Source organism: Maribacter polysiphoniae (assembly GCF_003148665.1).
GTDB lineage: Bacteria > Bacteroidota > Bacteroidia > Flavobacteriales > Flavobacteriaceae > Maribacter_A > Maribacter_A polysiphoniae.
In genome coordinates, this window is sequence record NZ_QGGQ01000001.1 from 1 (window position 1) to 16,069 (window position 16,069).

A 16,069-nucleotide genomic window follows, 5' to 3' on the forward strand; every position below is an offset into this window, starting at 1 on the left:
CTCCTTCGCCATTTGATGGTCCAAAGCCAAGTTGGCGTACATCTGCTTGAGCTTGCGGTTCTCCTCTTCCAGTTCCTTTATGCGCCTAAGCTCCTTGCCGCTCATTCCGGCGTACTTCGAACGCCACTTGTAGAAAGCGGCCGAACTCACACCGTGTTCACGGGTTATATCCGCAACGGTCTTGCCATTATCGAACTCTTTTAAAATCTTCGCGATCTGCGTGGGTGAAAATCTACTCTTCCTCATAATACTGTTTAAAATTAAGATTATTATTCTACTTTTAAACAGTTCGGTTTTAAGGGAAGCTTACATACCCAACTAGCCGATAGAAAACATAAAATGCTCGGCATCTACAACAAAAAGCTAAAAGAACTAGCTAAACTGTGCGGGATTACCAAAAACGTTAGCAGCTATGTTGCTCGACATAGTTTTGCTAATTGTCTTAAGCAAAAAGGTGTTGCAACCGATGTCATAAGTGAATCATTAGGGCATCAAAATTTAGCCGTAACCCAAGCATATTTGAAAGAATTGGATACTCAGATTGTAGATAAGGCTCTTGAAGTGTTATTGTAGCCTTTTGATCATGTTCTGCTTTAAAAGCAGTCTACTGTAGAAATAGGCTTTTATTCAATTAAAGTAGCAATATGTTTATCAAGTAAAGTTGGACTCATTGTTACAATTTTAACATCTTTTACCCAAAAATCCTTATCATCGGTAACTATAAAATAGCCTTTCCTTTTGCATAGGTTGTAGTAGTAGTAGTCGTTAAAATCAAGACTTATAGGAGGATTAGATAAAACGTGCTTGAATTTAAAAGAAGAACCAAATTCATCATTAATCAAGTCAATCGATGAATGATAACTTTTCAAATCATCACATATCAGATTGTAAGCAACACCATAATCTGATGAAGATCTATAAACATTTTTATAGTAGAATCCGTCAGGACTAAACCCAGGTTGATTCTTTTGGATTTTGCTAATATGCTTTTGATAATAGACCTCTCTTATTATCCTGTTAATTACTTCCGACACAACTAGTGCAGGTAAAACAATACGAACCTTTGTATTGTTGATTATTTTTTCAAAAAACTCTAAATAAGCTTTGTCCTTAAAAGAAGGGCTATTCTTTGGAGCTAAAACTTTTAGCCAAATATTAGCATCTAAAAAATAACTCTCCTGGTCTTTTACTTGATGGGAGTTCGCCTTAAAGTAGGTATAAGACATATTTACATTGACAGAAGTGCTTTATCCACAAAGTTATCGTACTCATCGCCTAATAGAGCGTTTTCAATTACGTCATCTACTTTGTGAGCAAACATTTCTTTTCCCTGTGGATACTCAAATTTAAGTTCTTGAATAGTTTTACTATTCATAGTTGCATAACGACCTATACTTTCGTTTAAAAACAGAGTTGAAATAAGTCTAACACCAACAAATGAAATAGTAATCTCAGAAGGTTTTTTTGTTTTGATAACGTCAAAAAGAGCAACACCATCGGAAAGATTAGTTGCTAAATCGGATTTTACAATATCTAAAACGCTGATATTCATGGGTTAAAAAAATTAATGACCCTTATTTAGGAGTCAGCAAATATACCTTATTAACGCTTAAAAAACAAGTTTAATATAGACCCCGCATAAGGATTTGGAAAATTGAACTTTTTCAATACCGTATTTTCCATGTCCAAACTCCAAAAAGTATCTCCAGATATGATTTGAAAATTACCTTTAGTTCTGTTAAAATAAGAATTTAAGTCAAATAAACCTAATCCGCCAGGAGCTCCTTCCCTAGTAGTATTCCTTTTTTCTAGTGCCCATTTAATAGCATCATAGCTATTATTTACTTTTCCTTTTGTCTTAACTTCAATAGCTGGAAGAAAACCAACTCCTAAATCTACCATTGAAAAAGCTAAAAATCCCTGCTTTGGGTAATACTGCCCACATACATAAAAAGGTTCTATTGATTTAGAATGTTCCTGAATATTACAATACACTTCTATTAAAGATTGCATTATGGTGTCTTTTTCATCGTCCTCAAGACTCGGCATTCCTCTGTGGGCAAAAAGATCATTTTCGACATAATCAACAAAACCTCCTTTATCATTAAGGTCAAAACTCTTAAATGATACCGTGGATTCCTGCAAGTCATCTATAGGAGCTTCGGATCTGAGGAAACCATTTCTAAACAAAACATTGAAATGTTCTTCTAAAAACTTCAAATCTGTTGAAAAATTTAAGTTGTTCTCTTTTTTCAACTTGGCCAAAATACTACCAAACAAGGCGCTTAAATTAGCATCAAACCAATCCAAATGGTAAAAATCTATATAAATAGTGTCGTTGTAATAATGTGATGCTTCTTTATGAAAATCAAATAATTTTTTAATTCCTGAAAATTTTGTACTCACATTGTGCTTTATACTTAATACTATCTTGTCTTCCATAAATTTTCTTCAAGGGCAATCCCAATTTTATATTTGTTGATCTTAATTCTTCACTTAACTATCAACCCCATTAATAAAGGTCCTGATAAAATCCATGATTTTTGTCGTTACCCGATTGCTGATGGATTCACGCTGTAAGACACTTGGTTGTTTCTGCAAAGTATCTATAACCTCGTCTTCCGTGGCCATTCTACCTGTAAATAGATAGTCGTTTATAATATCTTCTACTTTATCTTTTTGAAGAGCTTCGGTGTTGCTTAAATTCTCCAATGCCTTTTTGGTTTCTTCGGCCCAATATGTTTTGAATTCATTTTCCACATCATTGGCATCGTCTATTTTAGGCAAGTTATTTTGAATGAACTTTTCAATCAATTCCCGCTTGCTTCTTAGTTCAGCTTCCCCAGCGATTAAATCGATAATTTGCTTCTTCTGTTTGGCTTGGTCTTTTGGTTTGGCATCTTTCAACTTTGCCAATAGCCTCATGATATAAGCGACATTTATTTCATCCCTATGAATTAGCTCTAATTCAAAATCAATCTCATTTAAGATGGAAACGGATTCTTTAAGATTGTTGGTCTTGATTTTATCGTACAGATCTAGATATTTGCTTGAATAATCGGCAAACTCTTGATCCTTCATATAGGTGTCTTCAAAAGTAAATTGGGTGAACGTTGACAATATGTTTTTGAGACGCATTATTTCCCGAAACGCTTTTGCAAAAGCAAGTTCATCCTCTTCTGTTTCTAAATCGTTCACGCCGTCAACCGTAGGTGCGATTGCCATTAACTCCTTATAGGCCTTATTGAACTTTTTTATTTGTTCTTCATAGGGGTCTATAGTTATGGTTTCTTTTGCATTTTTGTCCGAGAACAAGGCGATGGCATCGTCCGTATTTTGTTTAAGGTTCCGGAATGCTAAAATATTGCCCTGCGATTTCTTTTCGTTCAATATTCTATTGGTACGTGAATAGGCTTGAATCAAACCGTGATAGTTTAAATTTTTATCTACATAGAGGGTGTTCAAAGACTTGCTATCAAAACCTGTCAAAAACATATTTACCACCAAAAGAATATCTATCTGCTTGTTCTTGATACGTTTAGAAATATCCTTTTTGTAGTTTAAAAAAGTGTTACCATCCTTGGCTGAATGTTTTGTACCGAACTGTTGGTTATAATCTTCAATACATTCATCCAATTTATCCTTATGTGGAATATTACCGTAGTGTGCCGCCGGTTCAGCTGCCATGAGCATATCGGGAAAATCCTCTTCCGGAATTTCTCCATTGGCAAGTTTATCCTCTTGATTTGGCGCATAGGAAAAGATGGTGGCGATATTTAAACGATGTACTCCTGCTTTCTTTTTTGCCTTGAAAAGCTCATAATAGGTAATTAGAACATCTATACTGCTTACGCATAAAATAGCGGTAAACGTTCGATTATGAGTCTTACGATTATGGTTTGCAATTATATAATCCGTAATTGATTCTAAATATTCCTCACTTTCATAGACTTCAGTTTTGTCTATTTCTTCTACCTTGATATCATCAATACCCTCTTTGGATTTGAAGACGTTGTAATATTCAATAGAGAATTTTAAAACGTTCTCATCTCGTATAGCATCGGTAATGACGTAGCGGTGTAGACAGTCATCGAACAGGTTGGCCGTGGTCTGTTTTATGCTTTTCTTACTAATGGCGTTTTTAACGAATATTGGTGTTCCTGTAAAACCGAAGAGTTGATGGTTTGTGAAGAAATTTACGATGCGCTTATGGGTATCGCCAAATTGTGAACGGTGGCATTCATCAAAGATGAAAACGATTTTCTCATCTTTAAGGCTTTCGATCTGCTTTCTAAATTTCGTCTTGGAAATCGCACTATTGAGTTTTTGAATGGTAGTAACAATAAGGGGTCTGTTCGCGTCCAAAAATTGACTGACCAGCATTTTGGTGTTTTCCGTACCGTCAATGCTATCCTTATCGAAAGCCCTGAATTCTCGTACCGTCTGGTCGTCCAAATCTTGCCTGTCAACTACAAAAACCACCTTTTTGATTTTTGGGTTGTTGGTAATGATTTGGCTTGCTTTAAAGGATGTAAGGGTTTTACCTGAACCTGTAGTATGCCAGATGTAACCATTCTTTGTACTATTCTTTACCCTATCTATAATAGCCTCCACCGCATGAAACTGATATGGTCGCAACACCATCAGAATTTTATCGCTTTCATGCAGCACGATATACTTGGTTATCATTTTCGCAATATGGCAAGGCTCTAAAAATAATGTAGCGAACTTATCGAGTTGCGTGATTTTTGCATTGTTCATTTTACTCCAATAGCTAGTAAACTTGAAACTTTGTTTTTGACTATTGGCGTAGTACTTAGTATCCACCCCATTGCTAATGACAAAAATCTGTACATAGTTAAACAGGGCGTTATTAAAGGCGAACGATTCTTTTTGATAGCGTTGTATCTGGTTAAAAGCTTCTTTGAGCTCAATGCCCCGGCGTTTTAATTCTATTTGTACTAACGGCAGACCGTTAATAAGCAAGGTTACATCATAGCGGTTTTCCCTTTTACCGTTTATAGTGATTTGTTTGGAAACCTGAAATTGGTTTTGACACCAAAAGTCTTGATTCAGAAATTCTATGTACGCCTTATCGCCGTTGTCTTTTATAAGAACATATTTATCGCGTAGCGTTTTGGCCTTATCAAAAATGTTACCCTTGCTTAAATGAATAAGTATTCTATCGAATTCACTATCGGTAAATGCTGTTTTGTTATGTTTCTCTAACTGTACTTTGAGATTTTTTAATAGGTCACCCTCTGTTTTTATCACAACCGATTTGTGGCCTAACCCGATAAGCTGACTGACTAAATTATTTTCTAATACTTGTTCTGGTTGTGTGGTCATTTATTTATACTTTCTAAAAGCTTGTATTGTCTGATAGATACCGTAGCCGACGAATATTCTACCTAAGTAGTCGAAAAAATAAAATAAAAAGTTTTGTTGTTGCCCCAAATATTCAACTGAATGTGCCGGATTTAGGAACTTCAAATAATTCGTCCAGAATTTGTCAAAAACCTCTGTGGACCAATTACTTGGAATTAGAGTAATATAGATATTCTCCAAGTTAACGAAAGAAAAGAAATAGAATAGTAAGCCAACAACAAATGTAAATAAGACGCCATACTCAAATCGAGTGCCGTAATCGTTTGAATTCTTGTTTAACCAAAGAACTATCTTGTTGAATCTACTAGCCCATTTGTTCTCACTAATTGAAATATTGTGGTCTAAAATCTTATCATAGGTTTTAAGTTCGAGTTTTTTATAATCCAAGGAATTGATGTAGTCTGAATTACCCTCAAATATTTTGCGAAGAATTCTAAAGGTTTCACGTTTATTCTTAATAGGAATTTCACCTACAATAAAAACAATTTCTTCATACTGATCGGTTGTAAGTTTATTACTAAAAACCTCAAAATCATTTAACTGAATATCAAAAACACTCAAACTACCGGATAAGATTGATAAGGACAAATCCAATCCCTTCCTGAAATTAGTACCCCTGAAAATAATTAGTTTATTGACTAAGGTATACGTGAAAAGGACATTCTCGTGAAAGGTAACTCCTGAAAAAACACAGGTCTGCATGAAATCTGTTTTGTAGAAAATTGTCCTTTGGTAAAAATGACAGCTGTAGAAATCCGCAAGGTCATTAAATCGGGTGTTTTTAAATCTGACTTCCTTATAGAAATGGCAGTTTCTAAATCTAATTTTACCGGAAAAATGAGCGCCGCCACCCTCAATCCTTCCATAAAATTTACAATTTTCAAAGTTCAGGAAGGAGTCAGAGTCTTCTAGTTTAAGCTGCTCTTGGAAAGTGCAATTTGTAAAGGATATATTTACTTTCTTAGAGTTTTTCTCAGGGAATAAAGGATTTTCAAAAGGGTACTGAACCTCTATGGTTATTTCTCGGTCAGGAAGACCAGTAAATATTTCATCAGTACCGAAATAATTGCCTTGAAGAAAACTAATTATTTCTCTTGTGTCATTTATTTCCACCATATTACACAAACATTTGTTGCAGTAGCCCTTTTTTAAAAGCTATTGTTTTTTCAATTTGGCTATCTACTTGGTTGATTTTGTCATCTATTGCCGATAAGTAACTTGCTATCTTGTTTTGCTCCTTTATACAAGGATACGGTATCTCAAAATTCTCAAATTGCTTTCTCGACAAATAAGAAATCGTAGTTCCACTTGAAAGAACATTAAGCCGTCTACTTGATAACTTCATCATATGGTAAAGAAAATCTACATTGATTCTATTTAAATCTGGGAATAACCCAATAAATGTCTGGTTTGTGATTAATTCTTTTTTAACAATTGCACAAAATCCAAGATTGGCACTGCATGAAACTAACAGCGTATTAACGGGGTATACTTTAAGATTCATCTGTCTTACAACCTTTTCAGTAACGCCTTGATTGGTCTTAGACTTTGAAAGAAATTTACCATCAAAATCTTCAATTCTACACCATGGTATTTCTCCAGTTAAATCTTTAGGCTTATCTCTCATAGGAACTATGAAATCAAGAATAAATTCTTTCAACCTCTTTTCTTTCCACTCTGGGTAATGCTTCCCATCATCATCCTTAAATCGAACCTCTTGACAGAATAACCGCTGCATCACTCCTTTTTTATACTGCTCTAAAAGGACTTTCTTTTTATTAAGTTGGGTAATTTTCTTATCTACTGCGGTAAGAAACGAGGCTATTTTTTGTTGTTCTGGAAAGGAGGGAATATTTAATTTGATTTTAGCCAATCTGCTTTTAGCCAAACCTAAAACCTTTGTACCTTGAGCTATTTTCATAACTTGCTCGCGAACGCCCCAAGATTGTAACATAAAGCCTGCAAATCCGTAAGCCATATTATGCTTATTAGGACGTGCTAAAAAGGTATGTAGTCCCGCTAAAACTTTTTCATTATCCAGATTAACAATTTCTATAGTCTTCCCAACACCCTTGTAATCTTCGGACGCATCAGCAATGAGCAGATCACCCTCTTGACAGTAATTCTCAGACGGAATGTTGGAAATTATGATATCATCGTTTACAAATGGCACTATCTCTTTAGAAATATCAAAAAGTGTATCGAATTTAGTGTGGATATCTCCATAGTGGATATTTTTTACTTGGCCGCTCTCATAATTGAGTTTATCCCTTGATAAAGAATTTGTTGAATAGAATGAATAGATTTCATCATACTTCATCGGAATCCAACCATTTTCAAACTCTGAAAACCTTAATTGTGGTAGCTTCTCCTTTCCCATCATTAAAAAGGTGTTTCAATATTCAACTGTTTACAGAAATCGGCAATCGTTGCATCCGTTTTTAGCATCTGGGCATCCAAGGCCTGTATTTCTTTTGCCACAGCGGTAACGTCGATAGGCTCTTGCTCCTCAAAAGTATCTACATAACGTGGTATGTTCAGGTTGTAATCATTGTCCGCTATTTCCTTTAGGGTCGCTCTATAACTGTACTTTTCAATGACCTCGCGATTGGCATACGTATCTACGATGTCATCGATATGAGCCGGTAGCAATTTATTATCCTTGCCCTGTTTTCTAAATTTGTTGCTGGCATCTATGAATAAGACATCTTCATTTTCTTCACGACATTTTTTAACGACCAAAATACAGGTAGGAATGCCCGTACCGAAGAAGATATTGGCCGGCAGACCAATAACGGCATCAATGTAGTTTCTATCTTCGATTAAATATCGGCGAATATGGCCTTCGGCAGCACCCCTGAATAAAACTCCGTGAGGTAAAACTGTTGCCATAATACCGTTTTCATCCAAATGATAGATCATATGTTGTACAAAGGCAAAATCGGCTTTGCTCTTAGGTGCCAGCTTCCCGTATTGACTAAAACGGTCATCCGTACTATAAATACTTTTTGCGCTCCACTTGGCCGAAAATGGCGGATTTGCTACAATCGCCTCGGCACTTAGTTCCATATCCATATGTTGCGGTTCCTCCAACGTATCTTCTTGTTTGATGTCAAACTTTGAATAATGCACATCATGCAAAATCATGTTCATACGTGCTAGGTTGTAGGTAGTACGGTTCAATTCTTGACCATAAAAATTGCCTACATCGTCTACTTCCCTTGCCACCCGTAACAGCAATGAACCGCTACCACATGTCGGGTCGTAAACTGATTTTATGCGCTTTTTTCTGGTGGTTACAATACGCGCCAAAATGGTAGATACTTCTTGGGGGGTATAAAACTCCCCTGCCTTTTTGCCTGCTCTAGAAGCGAATTCACCGATTAGGTATTCGTAGGCATCCCCCAAAACATCACTTTCCGTATCCTCAAGATGAAAATCAATTTCATCTAAACTGGCCAGAATCTTTGCGATGACTTCGTTCTTTGCCTTGAGTGAATTACCTAGTTTGGAAGAAGTTAAGTCCAGATCTTCGAAAAGGCTTATAAAGTCGTCTTCCGACTCAGTCCCCATAGTACTCTGTTCAATGTTTATCAGAATACGCTCTAAATCTTCAATGATGAAATACTGAGTAGCTTCGTCATTATCATTCGTTTCTACATTGGTAAGGTTTCCTCCCTTTTTTGCAATGGATGTGAACAATTCTGATGGCTTCAAAAAATAGCCCAACTCCTTGATACATGATTTTTGAACGGCTTCTAGGTATTTTTTTCCTTCTTCTGTTCTCTCATTAATCTCTACAAAATCTAAAGGGTCATTTTCCAGAATTCGGTCTGCATAAATATGTAATTTTTCAGATAGGTATTTGAAAAAGATGAAGCCCAAGATGTAGTTTCTATAATCGTCTGCATCCATTTTACCTCTTAAGAGGTTGGCAATCGCCCACAGTTGTTTTTGAAGTTGTTTTTTCTGATCTTCTGACATTGGTGTTCCTTAAAGCTTTGAAATTAGTTGTTCTTTGATTAGTTCGTAAGCGTGTCTTTGGTCATACTCAATACCGGGTCGTAGCAATGCGTAAATATCCCCGCCAAAATCGGGGTCTTCCATTTTTTCATCCATATTTAATAAAAACACTTTTTGCGTCGGTGATTGTCCTTTTGAAAAATTCATGTATTCCCTATATGTTTTGACTAATTTCTGGGTATCAACATCTAACTGAGTCAAGGCTTGAAATAGGTCAAACAAATCCCTTCCTTTTCTTCGTTGGTATAATGCTCGAAGTTTTGTGGCCAGCAACTCCTCAATAGAAAATGAATTCATACGGCAACTCCCAGAAAACCATCCATTTTCCATGGTATGTTCCAATTCGGTATAGCCCATAACCGTAAAATGCTCTCTTGTGTTAATTTCAATCTTCAACCTCATATTGACTACCGGAGGAATCTCGGATTCGAAACGATAGGTAGCAGTATTCATATTAATGTTTTGCTTTATATTTCTTTTGGTTCCCAAAAAATCAAGTTGTTTTCCAATTGCTTGTAAGATAGGTTTTATAGGGCCCTCTTTGATTTGAACCAAATCAATATCTTCAGAATAACGTGCTTGCGGTTTCAAATAGATTTTATGCAACGCTGTACCACCTCGAAAGGCTACATGCTCTTTTAGAAAAGGATTTGAGAACAATGCAATAAGTGCACGTTCTATCACCAAGTCTTGCTCCACCTGGGCATCGGTTGGCCAAGGTGCATTTGCTTTCCATTCCGTAATATATCTCCTTGGTATCATGATAACTCTATTTCAGCATTTATAATAAGATTCCATTGTTCATTTTTAAATCCGCTTTTATTTTTATGGGATAATGACAATGGTGCGGTATTGGTTTTGTCTGAGTCTAAAACGGTCAATAAACCTGCTGCAAGTCTTGTTTCCCCTATCTGCTCTAGTAAATAGCCCAATCGCTGTATAGTCGGGAAAGACGAATCTTTGGCAGCGGCCATAAGTTTTGACGATTTTAAATTTTCACTAAGTTCTTCCAATACCAGAACTACTCTATTCAATCCCCCAATTTGTTTATGGTAATGGACAATATCTATGGCAGTCAGTTCAGGGGATGATACAAGCACATAACCAGCTTCTGTCTTTTTTTTGACCAACCAATCGTTGTTCCAAGAGCTTTTTGTGAAAAAGCTCAAATGCTGATTCTTAGTCTTTATATCTCTTAAAGCTGGTTTTTGAATTATTATTTGGGATTGCATAGGCTGTTGGTGTCCTGCCCCATGTAGTGCCGCTGCAGAATATAAACCTAGATAATAATCCCTTTTCAGAAATTTCATCATATCATCCAAAAAATAAGTTGTAGGCAAAATTCCCTGATGAAAATATTGAGGAGGAACAATCACATAAAACTCCTTACGTACCTGGGCAAGTTTGTTCTCTTTTTTTAACCGGTATAATTTTTGGGCAATCGCCTTTTCGTTTGGACCAAAACGCTCTCTAAGCTCATGAAGGCTAATAGCATACCTACCCTGAGTTTGGATTTCATATAAATAATCTGAAATGTCTTGACCTATCACAATAAATCTATTTGCGTAAAATTATGATAAATGTAGTTAATTGCAAACATATATTTATATAATTTTTAGGATATTAGTGTTTCTAGTTAAACTAAACCCCAAATCTTACCATAACTTAACTGCGCTTGGATCCTGTGCGGTTTTCGCAGCGTTCTAGCAGATAAGCGACAAGCAAAAACCGCATAGGGCGCACACTACTTTTAATTTGGAACGATATCTTTTACCTTAACGTTTGTCCAATATGCTTTTTAATGGTTATAAACCTAATCAGTAAACATTCTGGAATAATTCGAATTTGATGTCACTAGGACAATTGGGGGGATAAAATAGAGGAGCAATGAAGAATGACTACTATAATAAGCAAGCAAATTGTTTTAAAGAGATTTTAAATAAAAATATGGATGTTGAATAGTCAAATCAATCCTGATGAAATCAATTTTTTTTCAACCTTTTTTCCATAAATGTCACTTTATCCTTTTCCGCCTGTAGCAACCGCTCGTAAAGCTTCCTATTCTCTTCATAGGCATCCATTAATTTGTCAAGTGGATTGAAAGTACAACCATAATTAACAGCCGAAGAATTATCTACATGGTATGTGTTTCCTATGATATTCAAAATCGCCTCTTCCGAAAAGTTCTCGATTCCTTCCTTGGTTACACCAAGTGCCTTTGCGATTTCCTCCAATTTGGCATCGTCCACTTTCTGGCTGTTCTCGATATTGGATATCGCCTGTTGGCTGATGCCCAGTTCTTCGGCCAAGGTCTCCTGCTTCATCCCACGGAGTTCCCTGATCCTGCCGATCTTTCTACCTAAATGGTTGTTTTTGGTCTTTGTCTCCATATCCCAAATATAGCTTGTTTCTAAAAATTAACCTATTGTAAAATACAAACATCGGCAATAAATTACAAGTATGAATGGTGGGATACGGGGAACTTTGGACCTATTATCGTATTGAATGAAAAACTTTAATACATCGTACCATGGCAAACAACCTGAAAATACCTGAAAATTTTAAGAAAAGTGAGGAACTGTTAAACTTAATGGACGATATCCTGAACGTTATCGCCATCGACAGAGTCTTTCTCTCGAGCCTACAGGAAGAGGGCGACACAAAGTACCATATCATAACCTTGCTTGTGGATGTCAACAACGACCCCATTCCCAATAAGATAGTGGAATTGGTAACAATGACGGGAAAGCAGCACCCCGATTTCAGGATAAGGGTCTACACGGAACACCAATACGAGATCGGTCTTGATCGAGGCACACTCTATTTTATGCGGCATTGCTATTGCGGAACCATTATTTATGCGAGTCCTAATGGGGATAATGGGGTGAACCTATTCGACTATTCGGAAAAGGCCATGGACACATTGGTCAAAAAGGGCAAACGATACTTCGATATCGAAATGCGAAAGGTCGATGCCTTTGCCAGGACCGCCGATGGGCTAATTAAGGAGGGTGATTATGCCATTGCTACGTTCAATATGCACCAGGCTTATGAACTTTCGTTCCGGTCCATAGAACAGATGTGCATCGGCAGGAGCAAAATCACCCACAGCATTATTAGCCATATCAACTATTGCAAGCCTTTCTTTCCAACGCTCCGGCCATTTTCCGAAACCTTGGACATGGAGGACAACGAACTTCTGTTGCTCGTGGAACATGCTTATAATGTGGCGCGTTACGGCAACGAATTCGAGATCACCATGGGACAGGTACTAAGGATTCGAAGCGACCTAAAGGATTTTATCCAGGAAGCGCAGTCCATTTTCCATAGACACCTTTCCATCTGTACGGAAGGTGTTGAAGTGGATGAAAAGGCCTGCGAAATGGAAACCCCGGCTATTCTCACGAACGAAAGGGGCAAACATGAAACATCCATTTTGGATAGATTGAAGGACCTGAAACAACAGCATTACGATACCTTGAAACCCTACATACCGCAAAAGGGACTTTTCCAAGTGAACCTAGTCACGGAGGGCTATCTTGAAACCTCGTTCATGATTACGAACTTGTTAAAGGTCTGCATTATGGCATTGGAAACGGAACATCTACCCAATCGGACCGTCCCGAGTCCCGAACACAATGTGAAGGAAGTCCTCGGATATGTCCTCGATATGCTGCCCCACGAGGAAATGGAATTCTTGGACAAGGTCAGAGGTTTGATAGAGAGTATATCTCCTAAACAGTAACTCTTGTATGTAGATTATGAAAAAAAACGATTGGGAAACTGCCTGAATAAAACTTGAAATGAATATTCCAAAGGACGCACACTACTTTTGATCTGAAACATTATCTTTTTCCTTTATCCATTTTTGATACGATTTATAATGCTCTGGGTTTTGGCCAAAGTATCCTTCAAGATTTGAAATTATTCGTTGCTCCCCTTTTACAAATGCTCCTTCCTGAATATTACCTGTTTGAGACACCCTGAAAGCTAGATAACCAATAATTACCAAGGAGATAAACCAAATCGAATAATGAAGCCATAGCTGTACTTTTGGGACTGATCTGGCTTTTGAAATCTGTTCCCCGATAATCTGAACGAAGGCCTGAATCCTTTTGTTTCTGTCTTCCTCGGAATCCAGATGTTCTCGGAGCATCCTTTCAATTTTGGATGTATCCGGTTCTATTTTGATTTCATACACGTTTTGAGTGAGTCTCTCTAACTTGACCAAAGACTTATTAAATCCGTCCAGCTCGTCATTGAGCAGTTCCATTACCTCATCCAGTTTTTTATACCCCATAACCTTTACTTTTAATATCCGATACCCGGATCAATGGCTCTCTTGATTGTTTTTTTGATTATGTTTTTAGCAATACTAGAAGCGAGGTTGGTACTCATTTCCAAGGTTTTTCCCAATAGCTGGACTGATTTATCCGCTACTATGGATTTTCCAACACCTTTTTTCTGTAAAAGCTGTCCCATTATTTTCCCTCCGGACATGGAACGGTGTACCTCGCTTGCCTTGAAGTTATGGCCTTGGTACTCGAACCGGAACCCCTGCAATTTGTTCGCTTTGTTGATACTTGGGATGACCTCCACATTCCTTTTTTGCATTGCCTTGATATAACCGTCGAGCGTTTTTGGCCTTTCGTTCTCCATTACCCTCTGATGGATGTTCTTTATCTCAAGACGGGTATGTATGGAATCCAGTTGCTTTTCCAATTGTACTTCCTTGACCGTGGTCAACTCCATTTTCTTGGCCACGCTTTCGGCTGCGAATTGGCTCCGTTTACCAATAAAACTGTCATTATAGGCTTTTCCATCAAAACTGATACGGTTCACATACAGATGCACATGGGTATGTGCCTTGTCCCTATGGACGAATGCAATTGCCTGTCGTTCTTTCAATTGCATTTCCTTGATGAACCTCTGGGTGAGTTCCCCAAGTTGCCGCTTGGTCAGGTTCCTGCCATCTTCCCGGGTCGGGCTGAGTATAAAGCTCAGGGTATTCTTTTGGCAACGGGTGTTTTCTTCCTGGATAAGTCTGAACTCTTCGGTAATCTGTCTAGGATTCTCACCTACCACATGTTGGCTAAAGACCACTTCCGAATCCTTCTCCTGGTTCCAACCGTATTCCATACATGCTCCCGTATGCGCTATGGATTTTCCTTTTCCTATCATTTCTTTGTTCTTTTGAAATTATACAGGTGCGTTCGTATTTCCTCTGCCAATTTTTCAACCTCGCTTGCCAGTTTTGGATTGTGTTTCTTGAACATATTACGAATACTGACAAAGTTGTTTTTATACTTGACCAGCATTCTATAATGTGTCAACTGTTCTTCTGTCAAACGTTCGATGACCGAATTTCCAAAAGCGGAACTGCGACAATATTCGGAAAGGGAAATACCTGCACGTTCCGCCCTTTTTCTGAGTAGTTTCTTTTCATAAATGGAACATCGGAATTTGATATAGGTCCTTTTCATTTCTTTTTTTCTTTGCGACCGCCGGGAGCAAAGCAAGTTTGTTTTTGTGGCAACAAAAACACATCTTGCGTTTCCTGCCCAAGTGCATTTTTAGTATTATTTATGAGCCATTCGTTCATGTCATTAAATCCTGTATAAAGCTTTGATTTATCCTCACAATTCTTGGAGTGCTCCATCAATTTTTTGGCAGTTCGTTTCCCATTGGGATCATTGTCCAGATAGAGATCGATCTGTAAATAACAGTTCATTATCTCGCTTGTCTTTGAAATGAATGCTATGGAGTTCATGACCAAGAAATCATGTTCTGCTTCCAATCTAGGACTGACCTCAATAATGGATAACAGGTCGAACATCCCTTCGGTGATGATGAGCTTGGTATGGCCATTTCTGATATGGGTGATGTCTTTCGGTGAACTGGAATTCTTATAGTATTTGTTCCGTAGTTCCCATCCCCCGGATTCATTATGGAGTCCGATTGCGAAATAGCTTTTGCCCTTAAAACCATAATGGACTTCCTTACAATATCCCAAAGCGGTTTTCAGTTCAATGTTTCTTGATTTCAAATACTCTTTCAATGCAACATGGGTCAACTCCTTAATTTTTATGATAATTATTTTATGTGTGTTTTCTTCTTCCGTCATTAAAATTGGCTGCTGTTGAAAAGAAAAAGACGTCTGGTCTTGTCCGATTAGTTTCAATGCTTCCCTTACCGAAGATTTGGTTATCAGGCACACCAGGTCTATCACATTGCCTCCTATTCCTGCTCCGTGATCGTACCATCTGTTAAGTTTCTTGGACACTTTGAAAGAGGCTTGCGTTTCTGAGCGGAAAGGGCTCAGGAACCAAGCTTCTTTTTCGCTTGACTTGGTCGGAAAGTGCCCTAACTTTGCCATCGTGGCAACGATGCAAACGTTACGGGCTCTTTCACACGATAGCTTAATCATTCTTTTTTCTTTCATCAGCCTCTTTTTAGTGAATTTCGGTTACCTTCCTACCTAAATCCCTGTTTATTGGGGTTCAGGGCTAAGGTGGGCATGGATTTGACCTTACCCATCTTACCCAATAAGGTAAGTTTGGTAATACCTAGTTAACAAGTTGTTTATGCATCTTACCTCATGGTAGCTCGCGCTAATATGGCGATATGGACACTTAAGGTAAGTAGGTAGCTGGTATTT

Annotated in this window: 17 protein-coding genes; 2 read left to right on the forward strand and 15 right to left on the reverse strand. The window is 37.6% G+C overall.

From position 1 onward, the window contains the following. On the reverse strand, window positions 1–246 hold a 246-nt coding region (locus tag LX92_RS00005), incomplete at its 3' end, for a transposase (RefSeq protein WP_146197779.1). Window positions 247–339: 93 nt separating this feature from the next. Here LX92_RS00005 and LX92_RS00010 point away from each other — a divergent pair. Then, window positions 340–573: a tyrosine-type recombinase/integrase gene (locus LX92_RS00010; protein WP_109648238.1), complete on the forward strand. Its 234-nt coding sequence runs from the start codon at window positions 340–342 to the stop codon at window positions 571–573. Window positions 574–623: 50 nt separating this feature from the next. Here LX92_RS00010 and LX92_RS00015 read toward each other — a convergent pair whose 3' ends face one another. From LX92_RS00015 to LX92_RS00060, 10 genes are all read right to left on the reverse strand, one after another. Beyond that, entirely contained in the window at window positions 624–1,226 is a 603-nt protein-coding gene (locus tag LX92_RS00015; RefSeq protein ID WP_109648239.1) for a PIN domain-containing protein, read from the reverse strand. 2 nt (window positions 1,227–1,228) lie between these two features. Next, the gene (locus LX92_RS00020; protein ID WP_109648240.1) at window positions 1,229–1,552 is read right to left on the reverse strand and encodes an STAS-like domain-containing protein; all 324 of its coding nucleotides are present in this window, start codon (window positions 1,550–1,552) and stop codon (window positions 1,229–1,231) included. Window positions 1,553–1,602: 50 nt separating this feature from the next. After that, entirely contained in the window at window positions 1,603–2,442 is an 840-nt protein-coding gene (locus LX92_RS00025) for a hypothetical protein (RefSeq protein ID WP_109648241.1), read from the reverse strand. 54 nt (window positions 2,443–2,496) lie between these two features. Further along, entirely contained in the window at window positions 2,497–5,349 is a 2,853-nt protein-coding gene (locus LX92_RS00030) for a type I restriction endonuclease subunit R (protein WP_109648242.1), read from the reverse strand. Next, on the reverse strand, window positions 5,350–6,504 hold the full coding sequence (locus LX92_RS00035; RefSeq protein ID WP_109648243.1) for a pentapeptide repeat-containing protein: 1,155 nt from the start codon (window positions 6,502–6,504) through the stop codon (window positions 5,350–5,352). Window position 6,505: 1 nt separating this feature from the next. Beyond that, window positions 6,506–7,771: a restriction endonuclease subunit S gene (locus LX92_RS00040; RefSeq protein ID WP_109648244.1), complete on the reverse strand. Its 1,266-nt coding sequence runs from the start codon at window positions 7,769–7,771 to the stop codon at window positions 6,506–6,508. Next, complete coding sequence (locus tag LX92_RS00045; protein WP_109648245.1) at window positions 7,771–9,372, reverse strand: type I restriction-modification system subunit M; 1,602 nt, start codon at window positions 9,370–9,372, stop codon at window positions 7,771–7,773. The genes LX92_RS00040 and LX92_RS00045 overlap by 1 nt, the downstream gene beginning before the upstream one ends. A gap of 9 nt (window positions 9,373–9,381) precedes the next feature. After that, complete coding sequence (locus tag LX92_RS00050) at window positions 9,382–10,173, reverse strand: nucleotidyl transferase AbiEii/AbiGii toxin family protein (RefSeq protein WP_109648246.1); 792 nt, start codon at window positions 10,171–10,173, stop codon at window positions 9,382–9,384. After that, the gene (locus LX92_RS00055; RefSeq protein ID WP_109648247.1) at window positions 10,170–10,961 is read right to left on the reverse strand and encodes a type IV toxin-antitoxin system AbiEi family antitoxin domain-containing protein; all 792 of its coding nucleotides are present in this window, start codon (window positions 10,959–10,961) and stop codon (window positions 10,170–10,172) included. Before LX92_RS00055 ends, LX92_RS00050 begins: the two co-directional genes overlap by 4 nt. 432 nt (window positions 10,962–11,393) lie before the next feature. After that, window positions 11,394–11,801: a helix-turn-helix domain-containing protein gene (locus LX92_RS00060; protein ID WP_109648248.1), complete on the reverse strand. Its 408-nt coding sequence runs from the start codon at window positions 11,799–11,801 to the stop codon at window positions 11,394–11,396. A gap of 140 nt (window positions 11,802–11,941) precedes the next feature. Here LX92_RS00060 and LX92_RS00065 point away from each other — a divergent pair, with 140 nt between their 5' ends. Beyond that, window positions 11,942–13,156: a HEPN domain-containing protein gene (locus tag LX92_RS00065; RefSeq protein WP_109648249.1), complete on the forward strand. Its 1,215-nt coding sequence runs from the start codon at window positions 11,942–11,944 to the stop codon at window positions 13,154–13,156. 81 nt (window positions 13,157–13,237) lie between these two features. Here LX92_RS00065 and LX92_RS00070 read toward each other — a convergent pair whose 3' ends face one another. The 4 genes from LX92_RS00070 to LX92_RS00085 are packed head-to-tail and all read right to left on the reverse strand — an operon-like array spanning window position 13,238 to window position 15,853. Then, a complete protein-coding gene (locus LX92_RS00070; RefSeq protein ID WP_109648250.1) occupies window positions 13,238–13,711 on the reverse strand; it encodes a DUF6730 family protein in 474 nt (157 codons plus the stop codon). A gap of 11 nt (window positions 13,712–13,722) precedes the next feature. Beyond that, window positions 13,723–14,592: a relaxase/mobilization nuclease domain-containing protein gene (locus LX92_RS00075; RefSeq protein WP_109648251.1), complete on the reverse strand. Its 870-nt coding sequence runs from the start codon at window positions 14,590–14,592 to the stop codon at window positions 13,723–13,725. After that, window positions 14,589–14,894: a mobilization protein MbpA gene (mbpA, locus tag LX92_RS00080; protein ID WP_109648252.1), complete on the reverse strand. Its 306-nt coding sequence runs from the start codon at window positions 14,892–14,894 to the stop codon at window positions 14,589–14,591. The genes LX92_RS00075 and mbpA overlap by 4 nt, the downstream gene beginning before the upstream one ends. Beyond that, a complete protein-coding gene (locus LX92_RS00085; protein ID WP_109648253.1) occupies window positions 14,891–15,853 on the reverse strand; it encodes a toprim domain-containing protein in 963 nt (320 codons plus the stop codon). The genes mbpA and LX92_RS00085 overlap by 4 nt, the downstream gene beginning before the upstream one ends. Window positions 15,854–16,069: the final 216 nt, after the last annotated feature.

Bases quoted from the DNA above. Each gene is read 5' to 3' on its own strand.
- LX92_RS00010 (WP_109648238.1), top strand. From the start codon at position 340: ATGCTCGGCATCTACAACAAAAAGCTAAAAGAACTAGCTAAACTGTGC.
- LX92_RS00015 (WP_109648239.1), bottom strand. From the start codon at position 1,226: ATGTCTTATACCTACTTTAAGGCGAACTCCCATCAAGTAAAAGACCAG.
- LX92_RS00020 (WP_109648240.1), bottom strand. From the start codon at position 1,552: ATGAATATCAGCGTTTTAGATATTGTAAAATCCGATTTAGCAACTAAT.
- LX92_RS00025 (WP_109648241.1), bottom strand. From the start codon at position 2,442: ATGGAAGACAAGATAGTATTAAGTATAAAGCACAATGTGAGTACAAAA.
- LX92_RS00030 (WP_109648242.1), bottom strand. From the start codon at position 5,349: ATGACCACACAACCAGAACAAGTATTAGAAAATAATTTAGTCAGTCAG.
- LX92_RS00035 (WP_109648243.1), bottom strand. From the start codon at position 6,504: ATGGTGGAAATAAATGACACAAGAGAAATAATTAGTTTTCTTCAAGGC.
- LX92_RS00040 (WP_109648244.1), bottom strand. From the start codon at position 7,771: ATGATGGGAAAGGAGAAGCTACCACAATTAAGGTTTTCAGAGTTTGAA.
- LX92_RS00045 (WP_109648245.1), bottom strand. From the start codon at position 9,372: ATGTCAGAAGATCAGAAAAAACAACTTCAAAAACAACTGTGGGCGATT.
- LX92_RS00050 (WP_109648246.1), bottom strand. From the start codon at position 10,173: ATGATACCAAGGAGATATATTACGGAATGGAAAGCAAATGCACCTTGG.
- LX92_RS00060 (WP_109648248.1), bottom strand. From the start codon at position 11,801: ATGGAGACAAAGACCAAAAACAACCATTTAGGTAGAAAGATCGGCAGG.
- LX92_RS00065 (WP_109648249.1), top strand. From the start codon at position 11,942: ATGGCAAACAACCTGAAAATACCTGAAAATTTTAAGAAAAGTGAGGAA.
- LX92_RS00070 (WP_109648250.1), bottom strand. From the start codon at position 13,711: ATGGGGTATAAAAAACTGGATGAGGTAATGGAACTGCTCAATGACGAG.
- LX92_RS00075 (WP_109648251.1), bottom strand. From the start codon at position 14,592: ATGATAGGAAAAGGAAAATCCATAGCGCATACGGGAGCATGTATGGAA.
- mbpA (WP_109648252.1), bottom strand. From the start codon at position 14,894: ATGAAAAGGACCTATATCAAATTCCGATGTTCCATTTATGAAAAGAAA.
- LX92_RS00085 (WP_109648253.1), bottom strand. From the start codon at position 15,853: ATGAAAGAAAAAAGAATGATTAAGCTATCGTGTGAAAGAGCCCGTAAC.